This is a genomic window from Streptomyces spororaveus (genome assembly GCF_016755875.1).
GTDB lineage: Bacteria > Actinomycetota > Actinomycetes > Streptomycetales > Streptomycetaceae > Streptomyces > Streptomyces spororaveus.
Genome location: NZ_BNED01000005.1, coordinates 190,981 through 208,680, shown reverse-complemented (window position 1 = coordinate 208,680; position 17,700 = coordinate 190,981). Strand labels below are relative to the sequence as shown.

Sequence of the window (17,700 nt, the reverse complement as noted above, 5' to 3'; positions counted from 1 at the left end):
CCGGTCAGACCACCGTCACGGGGTGGCGGACCACGGCGTCGAAGAGGTACCCCTGCGTGTTGTGGACCGACCGGTCGGGCTGGGTCCGCCCGGTCGCGTCGGTCGCCCGCGCCAGCAGCGAGGTCGCACCCGTGGCCCTCGGGGTCCACGGCAGCGACCAGCGCACCCAGCCACCCCGGCGCGGGGTGTCGTGCAGCCGGGCCCGCCGCCAGTGGCCGCCGCTGTCCGTGCTCACGTCGATACGCGTGACCGGTGCCGCCGCCGACCAGGAACGGCCGGTCAGCAGCCGCGTCCGGTGCACGGCGACGGTGGCTCCCAGCTCCAGCTCGAAGGCGCTCTTGAGGGTCTGCCGGGTCAGCGGGGCACCGCCCTGTGCCGGGTGCTCGGGCCCGAACAGCCGGTACATGTCCGTGTTCCACGGTGAGTACAGCGGCTCCGTGCTCACCTCGATGTCCCCGACCCACTTGATCGACGAGATCCCGACCCAGTCCGGCACCACGAGGCGGACCGGCCCGCCGTGGTCGGGCGGCAGCGGCCGCCCGTTCATCTCGTAGGCCAGCAGTACGTCGTCCAGCGCCTTCACGACCGGCAGCGGGCGCCGCACCCGGCCCAGGTTCACGCCGTTCGCCACCACCTCGTCGTCCAGCCCGCGCGGCAGGACGTCCACGGCGCCCCGGGTCACCCCCGCCAGGCGCAGTACGTCCGACAGCCGCGCGCCGCGCCAGCGCGCGACGCCGATCGCGCCCAGGGTCCAGGCGGTGCCGGTGACCGGCTGGCCCTGCTGCGTGGTGTAGAAGCTCCGGCCGTTGCCCGCGCACTCGATGAACAGCGTCCGCTCCAGCGGCCGCAGGGCGCGCAGCCGCTCGTACGACAGTTCCAGCGGGCCGCCCGCGAGCCCGTCGCCCCACACCGTCAGCCGCCACCCGGCGGCATCCACGCGCGGCGTGGAGGTGTGGTTGCGCACGAAGAACCGGTCGATCGGGGTGAGCGGGCCCGTGCCGCGCAGCGCCGCGAAGTTCGTCTCCGCGTTCGTACCGCGGAGCGTGAACAGCTCGGGCGGCAGCGGCTTGACGGTGCGCGGTACCGGGTCGGCGACCGGTGCCCCGGCGGCCGCCGAGGCCGTGGCGCCGCCGACGGCCAGCTCCAGCGTTCCGGCAGCGGCCCCCGCCGCGAACAGCTTCAGCAGATCGCGGCGGTCCATTCCGGCGGAGCGGGCGCGGCCGCGGGCCCACTGCCGCAGGCGCGTACGGTCGTACCGGCTCTCGTCCGACAGATCGAGGGGCATGGCAGAAGCACTCCTTGGTCGCGGTTCCCACGGACCGTAGAGGCCCGGGGCGGGCCGCGGAAACCTTCCCACGGTGATGTCCACGAACCCGCAACACTGCCGCAACGGCCGATTACCGCTGGTCGGCGGAGATTCGGCAGGATGTGGGCATGACCGAGATCCTTACCCCCCGACTCCTCCTCCGCCGCTGGACCGACGACGACCTCGTCCCCCTGTCGGAGATCAACGCCGACCCGGAGGTGATGCGCTGGATCGGCGAGGGCGAGACCCTCGACCTGGACGAGACGGCCGGGGAGATCGAGCGCTGGGAGGAGGAGTGGGACGAGGAGGGCTTCGGGGTCTTCGCCGTCGAGCTCCTCGGTTCCGGCGAGCTCATCGGCGCCGTCGGGCTCTCGGTCCTGGAGAACCTCCCGGACGCCCGTGCGGACGTACAGATCAGCTGGCGGCTCGGCCGCCAGTACTGGGGCCAGGGCTATGCCTCCGAGGCCGCCCACGCCACCTTGGAGTTCGCGCTCCAGGACCGCGGCCTGGACCGGGTCGTCGCGATCAACAGGATGAGCAACTCGGATTCCGAGAACGTGATCCGCAAGCTCGGCATGGTGAAGGAACGGGACACCACCGACCCCCGGTACGGGACCGCCGTACGGGTCCACGGCATCGACCTCACCGAGTACGAGGCCTGAGCACCGTCCCACGATCCCCGCGCGGGCGCATCGGCCGATCGGTCGACCCCGGCGTCCTCCGGACCGCCCGCACGCTCCGTCCGCCGGTCGGATCCGCCGGGGGCTCCGGCGCGGTGAGCATGGACCGGGGAGCGGGGAGGGCGAACCCGGCCCTCCCCGCCCCGGAGCCGAGAGGGACACCATGAACGCGCACGACCGACTCCTCCTCGACGGGGCCCGCAGGGGCTTCGCCGCGGTGGCCGCGGCCCTGCTGCTCGGCGCCTGCGCCCAGCACGCGGCCTCCGTCCCGCCGGGCGGCCCGGCGCCCTCCGCCGCCTCCCCGCTGCCCGCCACCGCCCCCACCCCGCAGGGGCTGCTGCTGATCGCCGACTTCGGGGCCGACACCGTGACCTTCGTGGATCCCGGGCGCGGCGCGGTCGCCTCGGTCGCCGTGGGCCGGGCCCCGTACGGACTCGCCGTGGGCGCGGACGGCCGGGCCTGGGTCGCCACCGCCCAGGGCGTGGCCGTCGTCGACACGCGCACCCGCGTACGGCGGGCCCTGATCCCGTACCGCACCGGCACCGGCCCGGTCACCGACGGCGAGTACCGCGGCGGCGGCATGGGCATCGCGCTGTCGCCCGACGGCCGGCAGGCTTACGTGGGGGTCAACGTCCCCGGCACCACCGGGGTCCTGGAGGTCCTCGACACGGCGAGCGCCGAGGTCACCGCCGTCGTGCCGGTGGGGCGGCGCCCCTTCGACGTGGACGTGTCACCGGACGGCACCGAGGTCTACGTCACCGGCCACGACTCCTTCGACGTCACCGCCGTGGCCGCCGGCTCGCTGCGCCCCCGCCGGATCGAGGTCGCCCCCTACGGCACCGAGGGCGGGCTCGGCTCGTGGCTGAAGCCGCACTACGCCGTCGTACGCCCCGCCGACGGGAAACTGCTGCTCCCCTTCGAGGGCGAGCGGCTCGCCGTGGTCGATCCGCGGACCGGGCGGACCCGGATCGAACCGATGACCGCCGACACCCATCAGCACGGCGCCGCCCTCACGGCCGACGGCCGCCTCCTGGTGGTCGGCACGGGCGCCGTGCGGCCGGGCGACGGCCGGGGCCCCTCGCTGACGGTCCGTTCCCCGGACGGCGCCGAGCGGGTGTACCCGCTCCAGGGCCCGCACGAGGACGTGGCCGTCTCCCGAGACGGCCGGACCGCCTACGTCACGGGCGGCCACACCCGGGACGGCTACTGGAACGGCGTCACGGTCGTCGACCTGGACACCGGAGCCACCCGCCGGCTCGCGGCGGGCGCCCGGCCCCTGGGCATCGCCGTCCTCTGAGCCGTCCCCCGCGCAGGGCGTCTCAGCCCGGCGCCACGGCCCCGCCGCCCGCGCGGATCGCGGCGAGGGCGGCGGCGTGGAGGGCGGCCGGGTCACCGTGGTGGGCCCGGGGGCTGCCGGTCAGCGTGTACCACTCGTCGGCGTCCTTGTACTGGACGTCGAACCGGACCAGACCCCCGGCCACCACCGTGGTGCGCAGGGTCAGCGGGCCGGTGATCACGCCGACCTCCTCGGTCATGGCGCCGCCCGGCCCGGCGAGCACCTCCTCCTGCCACCGGTCCGCCCGCGTCATGAGGCGCAGGTGTCCAGCATCGTGGTGAGCATCTTCTTCTCCGCTTCGGTGACGGTCAGCGCGTACGTGGATTTCACGGTGGTCCAGGCCCGCCCGTACTGGCACCAGCTCGCCTTGTCCGGCGGCTGCCACAGGTCGGGGCTCTGGTCACCCTTGGAGCGGTTGGAGGCCGCGGTCACGGCCAGCAGCTGAGGATGGGTCAGATCGTTGGCGAAGGCCTTGCGCCGCGCCGGGTCCCAGCCGGCCGCGCCCGAACGCCAGCCCTCGGCGAGCGGCACCATGTGGTCGATGTCCATCTTCCCCGCCTCCGTGACGACCGCCCCGTCGTAGAGGCTCTTCCAGTTCCCGGAGACGGCCTTGCACTCGGCGTCCTGGGTGACCCCGGTGCCGTCGCGTTTCAGGACCACCTCACGGGTGTCGCACTTGTTGCCCTGCTGCGCCCAGTGCGTGAACTTGTCCCGGCTGTACCCCGCCATCGTGCCCACCGGCGCCACCTTCAGGGCCGCCAACTGGGTCCGTGCGACGGCGGCGCTGACCATACCGGGCAGTACGTCCCCACCGGCGGGTTTGGCGTCGTCACCCGGCGGGTTCGGGGACTTCGGCGACCCCGGCGCCGCCGTGGACGGCGAGCCCGCGGAAGCGGAGGCCTTCGGATCCCCGCCGCCCGGCGAGCCCGGACCGGAGCACCCGGCCGCCGCCGCCAGCAGAAGCGCCGCCAGCACCGCACCCGGCACACGTATCTGACGTCCCATAACCCCACCCCGAGCCGGTACCGCTCCGCACACTGTCCCGGAAACACTACCCAGAACCGGACAATCAACCTACCGAGGGCCCTCGGGCGGGCGTTGTCAGTGGCTCTCGCTAGTCTCCCGGCATACCGCAGCTCAGGGGGGTCGGCTCCCCCCTGTCAGGGCTGCGCGGAACCGGAACGGGACAGGCGGAGGGGCACGGTCTGATGGCATGGCTGGCGGCGGGCGAGGGGTACGAGATCGCCCTGGTGGAGGGACGGGTGGCGGCGAGGTCCGCCACCGGGCGGACGGCGGGGCGGCAGTTGAAGACACTGCCCAAGGCCCTGAAGGACCATCCCGAGGTGGACCGGCTGCGCAGGCTGGCCGAATGGCTGGACCGGCACGACGCGGCCTGCGCCGCACAGGTCGACGGCTGGATGGTCTCCTCGCTGCCCGTGCCGACCGAACTGCTCGCCCGGGTCTGGCCGGACGAGGCCTGGCAGAGCGCCCTGCGCGACGTGGCCGTCGTCGGCGACGACCCGGACGAGGTGGGCTTCCTGCGGGACGCCACCGCCTCCGGTGAGCTGAAGGTGGTCAACCTCGACGGCGAGACCGTACGGCTCTCCCCGCGCACGGTGACCCTGCCGCACCCGGTCCTGCTGCCCGACCTGGACGACGTACGGGACTTCGCGGCCGAGCTGGGCATCGTCCAGCGGGTCGAGCAGATCCACCGGGCCACCTGGGCCAAGCCCGCCGAGGTCGCCGCCACCGCCACCGAGGTCCGTGACTACGCGGGCGGGGTCTTCCCCACCCGCTTCAGCCTCGCCGCCCGGGCCACGAGCCTCGGCTACCGGGTCTCCGGCGGCTACGCCACCTGCAAGGTCCGGGACTCCGGATCCGGTACCGAGGCCGCCGTGTGGATCGGCGAGCCCTACTACGACGACGAGACCACCACCGGCGCCCTGAGCTGGCACGACGAGGACGGCCGGACGGTACCCCTGACCACGGTCGGACCGGTCGCCTGGTCCGAGGGAATGCGGATGGCCGCGGCGCTCTACGCCGGGCGCAAGATCGAGGAGGGCGGGGACGCGTGAGCACCCACCAGGAAGACGCAGACACCGAGATGAACAACGCCGAACTGCTGCTCAAGGCCGGCGCCGTACTGCCGCGGGACACCACCGGCGCCGGCGGCGACGTCGTGGAACTGACCGCGCGCTCCTACCGCCACCCCGGCCTCGGCGACGACCGGGTCGTGGTCCGGCTCGCCCCCGGCGAACTGGGCGCGGCCGAGGACCTCGCCGCAGGCTTCCTGGGGCTCGTACGGGACGAGGACGAGCCGCCCGTCGTCGGCCTGAGCCGGCGCCAGGCACTCGGCTTCCCCGAGTGGGTGCTCGTGCACCACCCCGAGGACGGCCACCACGCCCTCGCCGTCGTCCCCGAACTCGACCGGATCGCCCGGCAGGCCAAGACCAAGCCCAAGGCCGCCCTCGACGCCTGCGTCGAACTGGCCGGCCGCCTCGCCGCGTCCGTCCCGCACTTCCTGCCCCTCTTCCACGAGCAGGCCGCGCGCGTCTTCCTCGCCGTCGAGAACACCACCTACGCCGCCCAGCTGTTCGGCCGCGCCCGCGCCGCCGAAGCCCAGTACGGACTGGACATCGACGAGGACCGCCTCGACGCCGTCTTCCTCGAATTCGCCCTCGTCGGCGCCCTCCCGGTGAAGGTCCTCACCGGCTACGGCAAGGCCCTCGCCGGCCGCGTCACCCCCGCCGAGGCCTACGAGCGCTTCCGCCGCCTGTGCGTACGCCGCACCGCCGGCGGACTGCCGCCCTCCGCCCAGGCCGCCGCCGAACTGCGCCGCCTCGCCCGCGCCGCGGGCCTGACCGGTACCGAACCCGAGCAGGACTACCTCGCCGAACTGCTGCCCCTGCCCGCCACCCTGCGCGCCGCGCTCGGCTGGTGGAAGGCCCACCGCGGCGCCCTCGTCGCACTCGCCCGCCGGGTACCCGCCGTCCGCGGCACGCTCCTCGGGCTGACCCCGCCGAGCGGCGACGGCGGCGAGTTCACCACCCTGTGGCTGGAGGTCCTGGAGGAGTCGGGCGCCACCGCCGGACTCACCGACGCGGACCTGCCCGCCGAGCAGCGCTGCGCCGACGGCACGGCCGGCTGGCTCGAGCGCTTCCACGCCGCCCGCCACTCCGGCTGGGGCCGGCGCCCCACCCTCCCGCTCCTCCTCGACCTCGCCGAGCGCTGCGCCGACCGGCTGCGCGCCGAACTCGACGGGCCCCAGAGAGAGACGGGCCTGCGGGTCGGCGTCGAGGACACCGACCTCCTCGACCTGCTCCTCGCCCTGGACATCCCGGTCGCCGACCCCGAGACCGAGGGCCGGCGCCACCGCTACGACCACTTCAACCTGTCCGAGTGGGCCGACGGCGACCAGCGCCGCGACCTGCTCGCCCTCGCCGCCGACCAGCGCTTCCACCCCGCCTTCCGCCGCGCCCTGAGCAGCCTGGGCGACGGCTGTGCCGACGTCGTCCGGTGCGTCGCCGCCTCGCCTGGCGGCCGCCCGCTGCTGGCCGCGTGGATGCGCGACATCGCCCTTGCCTCCACCGCAGCCGGTCTGCCCGGAGTCCCCGACGCCATCGCACGGCTGCGCTGGCTGCCCACCGAAGCGCTCGAACTCGCCCCCGAGGAAGTGGCCGCCGCCGCGGCCGCGGACCTCGCCGAGACCCTCGCCCGTACCCTGCGCGGAGGCCTCTTCGAGGAGCTGGCCTGGCCCTCCTGGGAGGAGGCCCTCGCCGAACTGGCACCCGGCCAGGGCCGGGAGGCCCTGAACGTGGTGGAGGCATGGCCGTACCTGATCGTCGCCAACCGGACCCAGGTCCGGGTCATCGACGCCGAGTCCACCGTCCTCACGCACGACCTGCGGGTGCCGACCGGGACCTCGTACAACTACGGCTTCCACTACGTCGACGGTGAACTGCTCGTCCTCTGGTCCTCCTGGAGCAGCAGCGGGACGCAGGGCTACTGGCACCACTCGCCCGGCGACGTCCTCACCCTGGACACCGACCGCAACCACTGGTCGCTGCGCAGCGACCACCTCTCCCTGCCGCTCCCCGGCGGCGGGCGCACCACCGGCGGCGGCGTCCTGCACCGCGGCGACACGAAGCTGCCGGAGGAGCGGCCCCTGCTGTCCGACGGCACCTCGTACTGGGTGTGGCAGCGCCGTGACCAGAACGAGGACACCGGCTGGCTGGAGTACGACCCCGTCGGCGGGACCTACGGGCGGCCCTCCCTGCCCGCGTTCTTCGCCGACGCGCTGAGCGCCGACGCCGGCACCGGCCGCCGCGGCGGATACTCCCACCGGCTGCGGCCGACGCCCACCGTGGCCGGCTCGGTGCTCGGCGAGACCACCGAAGGCCTGCTCGGCTGGCGCACCGTGAGCGTCCCCGGCCACGGCTGGGAGGGCACCGACACCGGCGGCCGTACCGTCACCGTGCCCGAGGGCCACGACATGCCCGTCGCCGCCCTCGTCTTCCCCGGCGACGACCGTCCCCGCGCACTGTCCCAGCAATGGCGGGAGCTCAGCATCACCGACCCGGACGGCGTGCTCACCGCCCGGACGCGCGACGGCCACAACCGCCGCTCCGCCTTCGGCACGGGCAGCGTGCACCTTCCGCCGCTCACGCACTGGTACGCCCTGCGCCCCCGCGACACCGAGGGCTCGGCCGTCCTGCGCACCGCCGACCGGGAGACCGTGGCCGCACTGCTCAAGACGGCCGCCGCGGCCGACAAGGCCGCCGACCTGCCCGACCTGGTGACCGCGGCCCTGCCGCAGATCACCGCCCCCGAGATCATCGCCGGCATCGTCGAGATCCTCCGCTTCACCCTCACCCAGCAGAAGGCCCTGGACGACATCGCGGCCCGGCTCCACCCCGACAACACCCCCGAACCGGAACGCGAGCAGGGCCCCGGCGACCGGCTGATCGCCGACGGCCTCAGCGGCCTCATCGGCTCCGGCTACTACCGCTGGAACGGCGAGAGCGACGCCGCCCACCACACGCTGAGCGAACTCGGCGCCGCCCGCGCGCGGACCGACACCGCCCCGGTGCCCGGCCTGCTGCACTTCGACACGCCCGCGCTCCCGTACTGGTCCTTCACGTGGACGCCGCTGCTGGACCAGCCCGCGGCCGTCGCGTACCGCGCCGTCACCGTCGCACCCACCGACGAGGAACGGGAGGCACTGCTCACCCTGCTCGGCACCATCGACGCCCTCGGCCTGGCCTCCGCCGAAGGCTCCGCCGACCGCTGGCGCCGGGTACTGCTCCGCCTCGACCAGCAGCACCTGTCCACCCCGGACGGCGAACGCAACGTCCACCACCGCAGTCTGCTGCCGCTGGGCGGCGGAGCCGTCCTCGCACTGACCGAGCACAGCGAGTCCGTGCCCGATGGCCACGAGTTCGGCGCCCTGCTGTACGACCCCACCGGCCGGTTCACCGTCCCCGGCCCCTACACCGTGCGCGGCGACGCCCCCCTGGGCGACCGCGAACGCGGCGCCGGGTGGCTGACCGCCCTCCTGGGTGCGGCCGCCGAGCACGGACCCGTCCCCTTCCGCCCCGAAGCCGCGGAGGAGTTCGCCCGGCTCACCGGAGTCTCCAGCGCCCTCGCCCGCCTGGTACTCGCCGGACTCCCGGCCGTCGACAGCTACGAGCGCAACTTCCTGACCCCCGAGCTGCGCACCGCCCTCGGCGTCAAGGCCACCGACGCCGCGTACGCCCGCGACGAGCTCAAGGGGCTCGACACCGAGCTGCGGCGCGCGCTGGTCGCCGCCCTCCTGCCCGCCGATCCGGCGAAGCTGTGGAGCGACGGCCCCGACGTCGCCGCCGCCGCGGAGCTCTGGAACCGGCGCGTGGGCAGGCGTACCGCCGTACCCGACTGGCTGGCCACGGAAGCCGCGCGGGCCGTCGGCGGAGCCTGGCCCGCGCACCGGGCCCTGGCCGCACTGCTCGACCCGGCCGCCTCGCGCGAGCTGTCCGTCGACGTGCCCTGGACGGTCAAGGGCGACCACGTGGAGCCCAGCGAGCCGGCCACCGACCCGTTCACCGGGTCCGTCCTGACCGGAGCCCTGGCCATGGCGGCGTGGCTGGCCCACCGGCTGCCCGCCGGAGACACCGTACGAGCGGCCCTGCCGCCCGCGCTGACCGCCGTACGACAGCGGCTCGCCGCGCCCGGACTCCTCCTGGAGATCGGGCACTACACCAGCCTTCCGGACTTCCGGAAGGCGGCGGGGACCCCCACCGAGACCGGCGAGGGCTACGAACGCTACGGCGCCGTCGTCATGGCCACCCATGACAACCAGCCCAAGCCCGCACTGCGCCCGGCGCTGCTGGACTCCACCGGCTCCGACCCGTACCTGCCGGTGCTGCGCGGCGACGACCAGCGGCCCTCCGCGGCCGAGGCGGCACTGCGCGCCGCCCACGACCCGCGGTTCGCCGCGCTGCTCGCCGACCCGGGCGCCCCGGCGGCGGGCGCCGTGGCCGCGGACGGCACCTGGTGGCCGCAGGACCCGAGCCGCTCCGTCCCCGAACTGGTGGAGGAGGCGGGCACCCGGCACGGCCTGGGCGCCGACGCGGCCACCCTCTACCTCATGCTGCTCGCCATGCCCGACCCCACCGACCGCAACACCGCACGGTGGACGGGCTGGAAGCCGGCCCGCCTCAAGGCCGCCCGCGCCGAACTGGCCACCACCGACCTGGTGGTGAGCGCCGGCCGCAGCCGGGCCGGACGCTCGCTGTTCCTGCCCGGCGGGTGGGCCGACATGCCCTCCCCGACGCTGCCGGTGGAGCAGTGGAAGCTCCCGATGTACGGCCTGCGCGCCGGTGACCGGCCCTCGCTGGGCGTGCTCGTCCCGGCCGAACCGGTCGCGGAGCTCTACCGCCGCGCCTGGCAGCGGGTCCAGGAAGGCGACCTGCCGCGCTTCGAGGAGCTCAAGGTGAAGCGCACCCGCGCCCGCCGCCGCTGAACCGGCCGTCCCGGGCCCTCCGCCCCGGACACGCCCAGGGCGCGGCGCACCTGCCCGCAGGAGCGCCGCGCCCCCACCGCCCCCTCCCGTACACCTTCCAGAGGACCCCGATGACCGTCACCGTCACCGAAGAATCCGCCCCCGCCGCCCGGCAGGTGCTGCCCGCCGAGGAACGCCACGCCGCCGAACTCGCCTTCCTCGCCGCCCAGGACCCCGGCCCCCGCCCGCCCGGCTGGGCCCTGACCCCGCGCGCCGTCGTCACCTTCGTCTGCGGCAGCGACGGAGCCGAACTGGCACTGCCCAAGCGCCGCGCCGGACTCCCCGCCAAGCTGGCCGTCGCGCCCAAGTTCGTCGGCGAACGCGCCCTCGTCGAACGCTGCGTGGTCACCCTCGCCGGAGAGCGCGGTCTGCTCCTCACCGGCGAGCCCGGCACCGCCAAGTCGATGCTCTCCGAGCTGCTCGCGGCCGCCGTCAGCGGCACCAGCGCCCTCACCGTCCAGGGCACGGCAGGCACCACCGAGGACGCCTTCCGCTACGGCTGGAACTACGCGCTGCTGCTCGCGCAGGGCCCCACCTCGCAGGCCCTGGTCGACTCCCCGGTGCTCGCCGCGATGCGCACCGGCCGCGTGGTCCGCGTCGAGGAGATTACCCGCTGCCTGCCCGAGGTACAGGACGCGCTGGTGTCGATCCTGTCCGACCGGCGGCTCAGCGTGCCCGAACTGACCGCCACCGAGGACGCGGTGGTCTCTGCGGCTCCCGGCTTCACCGTCATCGCCACCGCCAACCTGCGCGACCGCGGTGTCTCGGAGATGTCCGCCGCCCTCAAGCGGCGCTTCAACTTCGAGACCGTCGCCCCGATCGCCGACGCGGACGCGGAGGCCACCCTGATCCGCCGCCAGGCGGTCGCCGCCGTCCAGCGGGCCGGCGCCGCCTTCGGGGTCGACGACGCCGTGCTCGACGCGCTCGTCACCGTCTTCCGTGACCTGCGCTCCGGCCGCTCCGCCGAGGGCTGGGACGTGGAACGCCCCGGCACGGTCATGTCCACCGCCGAAGCCGTCCAGGTGGCGGCCTCCCTCGGGGTCGCGGCCGCCTATCTGCCGGGCGGGGACGTTCTGGACCTGCTGCCCGGGCACCTGCTGGGCGTCGTACGCAAGGACGACCCGGCCGACCACGGCCGGCTGCTCGGGTACTGGGACGGGCCGGTCCGGCGCCGCGCCGAGGACGGCTCGGCGATGTGGCGCCGCCTCTGGGACCTGCGCGGGAGCCTGCGTTGACGTACACCGACCCGCGTGCCGCGGTCGACAGCCTCGCCGCGGCCCGTGAGCCGTACCTCATCGGGGTGCGCCACCACAGCCCCGCGCTGGCCGCGGTGGTCCCCGACCTGCTGGACGCCTCGGGAGCGGACGTCGTGTGCGTCGAGCTCCCGGCGGAGTTCCAGCCGTGGCTGGAGCACCTCGCCGACCCGGAGACGGTCGCGCCGGTCGCCCTCGCGGGCACGGGCGAGGACGGCCGCCTGGCGTTCTACCCGTTCGCGGACTTCTCCCCGGAGCTGGCCGCGATCCGCTGGGCCCGCGCGGCCGGCGCGGCCGTCGTCTGCTGCGACCTCCCGCTGGCGGACCGCGGTTGGACCGCCACGGCCACCGGGCCCGCGCCGGAGCCGGTGTCGCAGGCGGGGGCGGAGCCCGGTGTCTCGTTCGCCGACGCCCTCACCGCCGCCGGTACGGGCCGGGAGGGCGACGACCTGTGGGACCGGGCCGTCGAGGTCCTCGCACCGGGGTGCCCCCCGGAAGCAGTACGCCGTGCGGCGCTCGGCGTCGGCTGGGCGCTGCGCGCGGACACGGGCGCCGTCCCGGCGACGGACCTGGCCCGCGAGGCGCACATGCGCAGCGTGATCACCGACGCCGCCGCGGGCGGCCACCGCGTGGCCGCGGTCATCGGCGCCTTCCACGCCCCGGCGCTTATGCCGGGGGCGGCGGGCGCCGAGGCGACGCACGCGAACGTGCGGGACCGGGACGGCGGCGGGGACGCCGCCGGTCCGCCGCGCACCGGTACGGGTACGACCCCGGCGGATGACGCCGAGGCGTGCGTCCCCGCGCGGCCGGGCGACCGCGGCCATGCGCCGGCGGCGCCCCCCGCGCCCGCCCCGGGCCCGGGGGCCGGGCGGCACTCCGGCAAGGCCGCCGCCTCCGGCGCCACCGCGACCACGGCGGCCGCCGCGGACACCGCTCCGGCCGTCACCTCCTTCGTGCCGTACTCCTTCGACCTGCTCGACTCCCGCTCCGGCTACCCCGCCGGGATCCGGGACCCCCGCTGGCAGCAGGCCGTCCTCGAAGCCGGCGGGGACCCCGGCCGGGTCCGCGAGGCCGCCTCCGTCGCCGTCACCGGGCTCTGCCGGGAGCTGCGCCGCGCCGGACACACCGCGGGCACCGGCGAAGCCGCCGAGACCCTGCGGCTCGCCTGCGACCTCGCCACCCTGCGCGCCCTCCCCGCGCCCGGCCGCGGCGAGCTCCTCGAAGCCGTCACCACCGTCCTCGGCCAGGGCGAACCCCTCGGCCGCGGCCGGGCGCTGGCCCGCGCCCTGGAGGCCGTGTTCGTCGGTACCGCCCGCGGCCGGATCACCCCGCACGCCCCCCGCTCCGGCCTCGGCCCCTCCGTCGAGGGCGAGCTCGCCGCGCTGCGACTGCCGTCCCCCGAGGACCCCGCGCCCCGCGAGATCCGCCTCGACCCGCTGCGCTCCGCCCTCGACGGCCGCCGCGAGGTCCTGTTGCAACGGCTGCTCGTGTGCGGCGCCTCCTACGGGGAGCCCCTCACCGTCGCCGCCACCGGCGACGGCACCGCCCTCGGCACCAAGTGGCGGCTGTCCTGGACGCCTTCCGTCCCGGCCCGGCTGGACCTCGCCGGGGTGCGCGGCGTCACGGCCGCCCAGGCGGCCGCGGGCACGCTCCGCGACACCGCCCGACGCGCCGCCGCCGACGGCGGGCCGACCCCGGCGCAGGTCCTCGCCGGGCTGGCCGCCGCCGCGCGGTGCGATCTGCCCGAGCTGGTCGACGTACGCCTCCACGAGGCGGCCACCGCCCTGCCGCAGACCGCCACCCTGCCCGAACTCCTCGACGCCCTCGACCTCCTGGAGGCCCTCCACCGCGGCCATCTGCCCGGCACCTCCGACGCGTCCCGGGCCGCCTCCGCCGACCTCGCCGGGGACCTCCTCGAAGCGGCCGTGCGCTGCCTGCCCGGCCTCGCCGGCAGCGAGGACCCCGCCGACGCGGCCGCCCTCGTGGCGCTCGCGGACCGGGCCGCCGCCCACCACCTGGGCCTGCGTACGGACGACGCCCTCGCCGCCCTGGCCGACTCCGGATCCCCGCTGATGCAGGGCGCGGCCCTGGCCGTGCGGGTCCTCCTCGACCTCGATCCGGCCGCCGGGCTCGGCGGCCGCGCCGCCGGATGGATCGACGGCGCGGGCACCGCCGACAGCAGGCGCGCCCTGACCCGGCGGCTCGGCGGACTCCTCACCGCCGCCGGGCCCCTGCTGCAGTCCTCCCCGGCCGCCCTCACCCCGCTCCTGGACCGCGTCGAGCACCTCGCCGACCAGGACTTCCTGGACCGGCTCCCGGCCCTGCGCGGAGGTTTCGACGCCCTCGCGCCCGCCGCCCGCGACCGGCTGCTCGACACCGTCACCGAGCGGCTCGGCGACCGGATCGACCTCGCACTCGAAGCGTCACCCGCCCTGCTGGCCCTGTGGGCCGCCGCGGACGCCGCCGGTCTCGCCGCGCTCAAGGCCCTTCCGCTGCCCGCGGCACCGTCTGCGCCGACGCCGGTCCCCGACGCCGCCGCGCGGACCACGCCCGGCACGCCCGCCCCGCGGCCCGCGGGTGAACGGCTCGCCCCCGCCGACCGCTGGCGGCTGCTGCTCGGCCGTGAACGCGACCGGCTCCCCGCCGGCGCCCGCCGCTACGCCCACGCGCTGGACGAGCTGTACGGTGCCGGGCGCGGCGAAGGCGCCTCCGACCTCGACCTCGGCCAGGGGCGCGGCCAGGGCGGCGGCCAGGAGGCCTCCTTCCCCACCGCCCGGGAGTGGTCGCAGGAGCTGGAGGCGCTGTTCGGCGCAGACGTACGGGAGGAGGTGCTGGCGGGAGCGGCCGAAGCGGGCCGCACCGACGTCCTCACCCAGCTCGATCCGGCGTCCGTACGGCCCTCCGTGGAACTGCTGAGCTCCGTACTGTCCCTCGCCGGCGGTATGCCGGAGGCCCAACTCGCCCGGCTGCGCCCCCTGGTGCGCAGGCTCGTCGACGAACTCGCCAAGGAGCTCGCCACCCGGCTGCGCCCGGCCCTCTCCGGCCTCGCCACCCCGCGCCCCACCCGACGGCCCGGCGGCAAGCTCGACCTGGCCCGTACCCTGCGCGCCAATCTCGCGCACACCCGGCGCCGGGCCGACGGCGGCGTGGTCGTCGTCCCCGAGCGGCCGGTCTTCAGCACCCGGGCGAGCCGCGAGGCCGACTGGCGGCTGATCCTGGTCGTCGACGTCTCCGGCTCCATGGAGGCCTCCGTCATCTGGTCGGCGCTGACGGCGGCGGTGCTGGGCGGCGTACCGACCCTGTCCACGCACTTCCTCGCCTTCTCCACCCAGGTCGTGGACCTCACCGACCGGGTCGAGGACCCGCTCTCGCTGCTGCTGGAGGTCCGGGTCGGCGGCGGCACGCACATCGCCGCCGGTCTCGCGCACGCCCGCTCCCTGATCACCGTACCGAGCCGCACCCTCGTCGTCGTGGTCAGCGACTTCGAGGAGGGCGCGCCGATCGGCGGGCTCCTCGGCGAGGTCCGCGCGCTGGCCGCCTCGGGCGCCCACCTGATGGGCTGCGCCGCACTCGACGACGAGGGGACGCCCCGGTACTCGGTCCCGGTCGCGCGGCAACTCGTGGCGGCCGGCATGCCCGTGGCCGCCCTCAGTCCCCTCGCCCTCGCCCGCTGGGTGGGCGACCGCCTCCGAGGAGAGTCCCGTTGAGCACCGAACTGCCACCCGTAGCCCCCGAGGTGCTCGCCGAAGCCGTCGAGAACCTCACCCCCCGCCTGCGCAAGAAGCTCGACGCCGCCACGGAGGGCTGCGCGGCGGGCGCCGTCCTCGAGGCCGACGGCACCGTCACCCTCCGCTTCGGCGAGGACGCACTCGTCACCCTGCGCCCCGGCCCCGCGGGCACGATCACCACGGCGGAACAGGCCGTGTGCGGCTGCCTGCTGGCACCCCGCTGCCTGCACCGGGCCGCAGCCCTGGGCGCGGCCCCGCTCGCGGACATCCCGCCGGAGCCGGTGGCGGGGCCGGAGTCCGCCACGGCGGCCGGGCCGGCCGGTCCCACCGGGTCCGGCTCCGCGGAACCGGTCGCCCCCGCCGATCCCGCCGTGTCCGTCGACCGCACGGAGCCCTCCGAGAGCACCGCGCCCGCCGAGACGGCGGCGCCCGTGGAGACGACCGCGCCGGTCCTCACCGCGGCCCAGGCGCGGGCCGCCGGCGCCCTCTGGCACGTGGCCGCCGAAGCCCTCGCCGCCGGGGTCACCGCCGGGGGAGCGGTGGTCCAGGCCGAGTTGCTGCGCGCCGCCCACACCGCCCGCCTCGCCGGGCTCCCGCGCGCCGAAGCCGCCGCCCTCCGGGTCGTACGAGGGCTGCGCGCCGCCCGCGAACGCCGGGCCGACCAGCGGCTCGGCGACCTGACCGGCGCCTTCCGCGAGCTCCTCCACACGGCCGGCATGCTGGCCTCCGGCGCCGCCGACCCCGCGCTGACCGGCACCGCCCGCCGCTCCTACGCTCCCGGCGGCAGCCTCCAGGTGCACGGTCTGTGCCGGGAACCCGTGCTGTCCGCCACCGGCTACGGCGGAGTGGTCACCCACCTGCTGGGGCCCGGCGGCACCCCCTACTCGGTCTCCGACGTCCGTCCCGGCGGCCTGGCCCGCGCCCGCGGCGCCGGTTCCGCCTCCGTCGCCCTCGGCGGCGCCACCCTCGACCATGCGGGTCTCGCCCGCGGCGGCCTGCGCATCGTCGGCGCGACCGTCTCCCCGGAAGGCCGGCTCGGTGCCGGACGCGGGGTCAGGGCGACCCCGCTGCCCGGCCTCGCCTGGACCGAACAGCCCGCGGCGCGGCTCTTCGCCCGCCCGGCCGCCGAAGCCGTCGCCGAGCTGCTCGCCGATCCCGAGGGGGCCGAGTCCGCGCTGCTCGGGTGCGATGTCATGGTCGTCGGCGCCGCCGGCGAACACCTCCTCGTGCGCGAGACGCGCCCGGACGCGCCGCTGCTGCGGCTGCTGCCCGCGCATCCGCACCCGGAGCTGGCGCACACGGAGAACCTGCGCCGCATCGCCTCGTACCCCGGGCTCGTGCTGCGCGTCCTGGGCCGCCCCGACCTGGACCGCACGGCCACGCTCCGCCCGCTCGCCGTCGGCCCGGTGCCGGGCGCGGAGTACACGCTGCGGCTGCCCGAGGAGTGGCTGGGCCGGGCCGACCTCGGCTACGACCGGCTCCAGGGCGCGCACTTCCCACAGGGGGACGCGGCCCCCGTACCGCTTCAGGCGGCCGAGGGTCCGGATCCGCTGGCCGACTCCCCGCTGTGGCGGGTACGCCGCCTCCTGGAGACCGGGGTCGCCGGGGGCCGGCGCGCCGTGGCCGAGGCGGCCCGCGGCACGGCATCCCTGGCCGCGGCCTCGTACGGACCGCTGCGCCGGGCCGGGCTCACCGCGGCGGCGGACCTGGCCGCCGCACTGGCCGCCGAGGCCGACCGCCGTCCCCGCGACGTCTTCGGCCGGCTGGCCGACCCGTCGTCCGACGGCTACGCCTGGGCCTGGCTGGCCGCCGCCATCCACCTCGCGGCGGCGGAACGCTGCTTGATCGCCGCGTCCTGGGCGGCGGTCCCGGGCCCCGTCCCGGGCCCCGTCCCGGTCAGCGGGCGGTAACGGACGGCGTCAGTGTGCGGGCCAGGAGGTCCAGGGCCGCGGTGACCTCGCGAACGGTCTCCGGGTCCGGCGGCGTTCCGCCGGGACCGGCGAGGGCCGCGGCGAGAGCGTCGTCGATGGTGGTGGCCCGCACTTCCGCGACCCGGGCGGAGGGCTCGGCGGCGGGCCGGATGAGGCGGCGGCGCCGGTCGGCGGGGTCGGGCTCGGTGTCGACCGAGCCGGCCTGCTCCAGCCGGGCGACAGAGGTGGAGACCTGACTCTGCGGCAGGCCCGTCCGTGCGGCGATCTCGCCGACCGTGGTTCCGGGGTGGGAGACGACGTCGCCGAGGACGACGACCACCGAGCGGACCGATCCCGTCGGTCCCGACTTCGGCTGCGGCATCGCCTGTTCGCCGATCTTCATGAGGGCGCGTCCCAGGAGGAACGCTTCGACTCCGTTCATGAACAG

General features: G+C 76.2%; 11 protein-coding genes. 7 read left to right on the top strand and 4 right to left on the bottom strand.

Features of this window, described 5'->3' with window-relative positions; translation table 11 throughout:
• Nucleotides 1–4 precede the first annotated feature (4 nt).
• On the bottom strand, nt 5–1,285 hold the full coding sequence (locus tag Sspor_RS03540; protein WP_202197705.1) for a sulfite oxidase: 1,281 nt from the start codon (nt 1,283–1,285) through the stop codon (nt 5–7).
• Between the two features lie 149 nt (nt 1,286–1,434).
• Here Sspor_RS03540 and Sspor_RS03535 point away from each other — a divergent pair, with 149 nt between their 5' ends.
• Together Sspor_RS03535 and Sspor_RS03530 are read left to right on the top strand one after the other, a co-directional pair.
• Complete coding sequence (locus Sspor_RS03535; RefSeq protein ID WP_202197704.1) at nt 1,435–1,968, top strand: GNAT family N-acetyltransferase; 534 nt, start codon at nt 1,435–1,437, stop codon at nt 1,966–1,968.
• A 181-nt stretch (nt 1,969–2,149) separates the two neighbouring features.
• The gene (locus Sspor_RS03530; protein WP_202197703.1) at nt 2,150–3,283 is read left to right on the top strand and encodes a YncE family protein; all 1,134 of its coding nucleotides are present in this window, start codon (nt 2,150–2,152) and stop codon (nt 3,281–3,283) included.
• Nucleotides 3,284–3,305: 22 nt separating this feature from the next.
• Here the strand turns inward: Sspor_RS03530 and Sspor_RS03525 are convergent, their stop codons facing one another.
• Together Sspor_RS03525 and Sspor_RS03520 are read right to left on the bottom strand one after the other, a co-directional pair.
• The gene (locus Sspor_RS03525; protein WP_202197702.1) at nt 3,306–3,575 is read right to left on the bottom strand and encodes a hypothetical protein; all 270 of its coding nucleotides are present in this window, start codon (nt 3,573–3,575) and stop codon (nt 3,306–3,308) included.
• Nucleotides 3,572–4,327: an HNH endonuclease family protein gene (locus Sspor_RS03520; protein WP_237403645.1), complete on the bottom strand. Its 756-nt coding sequence runs from the start codon at nt 4,325–4,327 to the stop codon at nt 3,572–3,574. Before Sspor_RS03520 ends, Sspor_RS03525 begins: the two co-directional genes overlap by 4 nt.
• A gap of 203 nt (nt 4,328–4,530) precedes the next feature.
• Here Sspor_RS03520 and Sspor_RS03515 point away from each other — a divergent pair, with 203 nt between their 5' ends.
• From Sspor_RS03515 to Sspor_RS03495, 5 genes are all read left to right on the top strand, one after another.
• A complete protein-coding gene (locus Sspor_RS03515) occupies nt 4,531–5,397 on the top strand; it encodes a DUF4132 domain-containing protein (protein ID WP_202197701.1) in 867 nt (288 codons plus the stop codon).
• Between the two features lie 29 nt (nt 5,398–5,426).
• Nucleotides 5,427–10,322, top strand: a complete 4,896-nt coding sequence (locus Sspor_RS03510) for a DNA-binding protein (RefSeq protein WP_202203461.1) — start codon at nt 5,427–5,429, stop codon at nt 10,320–10,322.
• Nucleotides 10,323–10,432: 110 nt separating this feature from the next.
• A complete protein-coding gene (locus Sspor_RS03505) occupies nt 10,433–11,596 on the top strand; it encodes an ATP-binding protein (RefSeq protein WP_202197700.1) in 1,164 nt (387 codons plus the stop codon).
• Nucleotides 11,593–15,321 carry a vWA domain-containing protein gene (locus tag Sspor_RS03500; protein WP_202197699.1) on the top strand — a complete coding sequence of 1,243 codons (3,729 nt, stop codon included), beginning with the start codon at nt 11,593–11,595 and terminating at the stop codon, nt 15,319–15,321. Before Sspor_RS03505 ends, Sspor_RS03500 begins: the two co-directional genes overlap by 4 nt.
• Nucleotides 15,318–17,252 carry a hypothetical protein gene (locus Sspor_RS03495; RefSeq protein WP_202197698.1) on the top strand — a complete coding sequence of 645 codons (1,935 nt, stop codon included), beginning with the start codon at nt 15,318–15,320 and terminating at the stop codon, nt 17,250–17,252. Before Sspor_RS03500 ends, Sspor_RS03495 begins: the two co-directional genes overlap by 4 nt.
• Here Sspor_RS03495 and Sspor_RS03490 read toward each other — a convergent pair.
• A complete protein-coding gene (locus tag Sspor_RS03490) occupies nt 17,239–17,694 on the bottom strand; it encodes a MarR family transcriptional regulator (RefSeq protein WP_202197697.1) in 456 nt (151 codons plus the stop codon). The two genes, Sspor_RS03495 and Sspor_RS03490, sit on opposite strands and share 14 nt — an antisense overlap.
• Nucleotides 17,695–17,700: the final 6 nt, after the last annotated feature.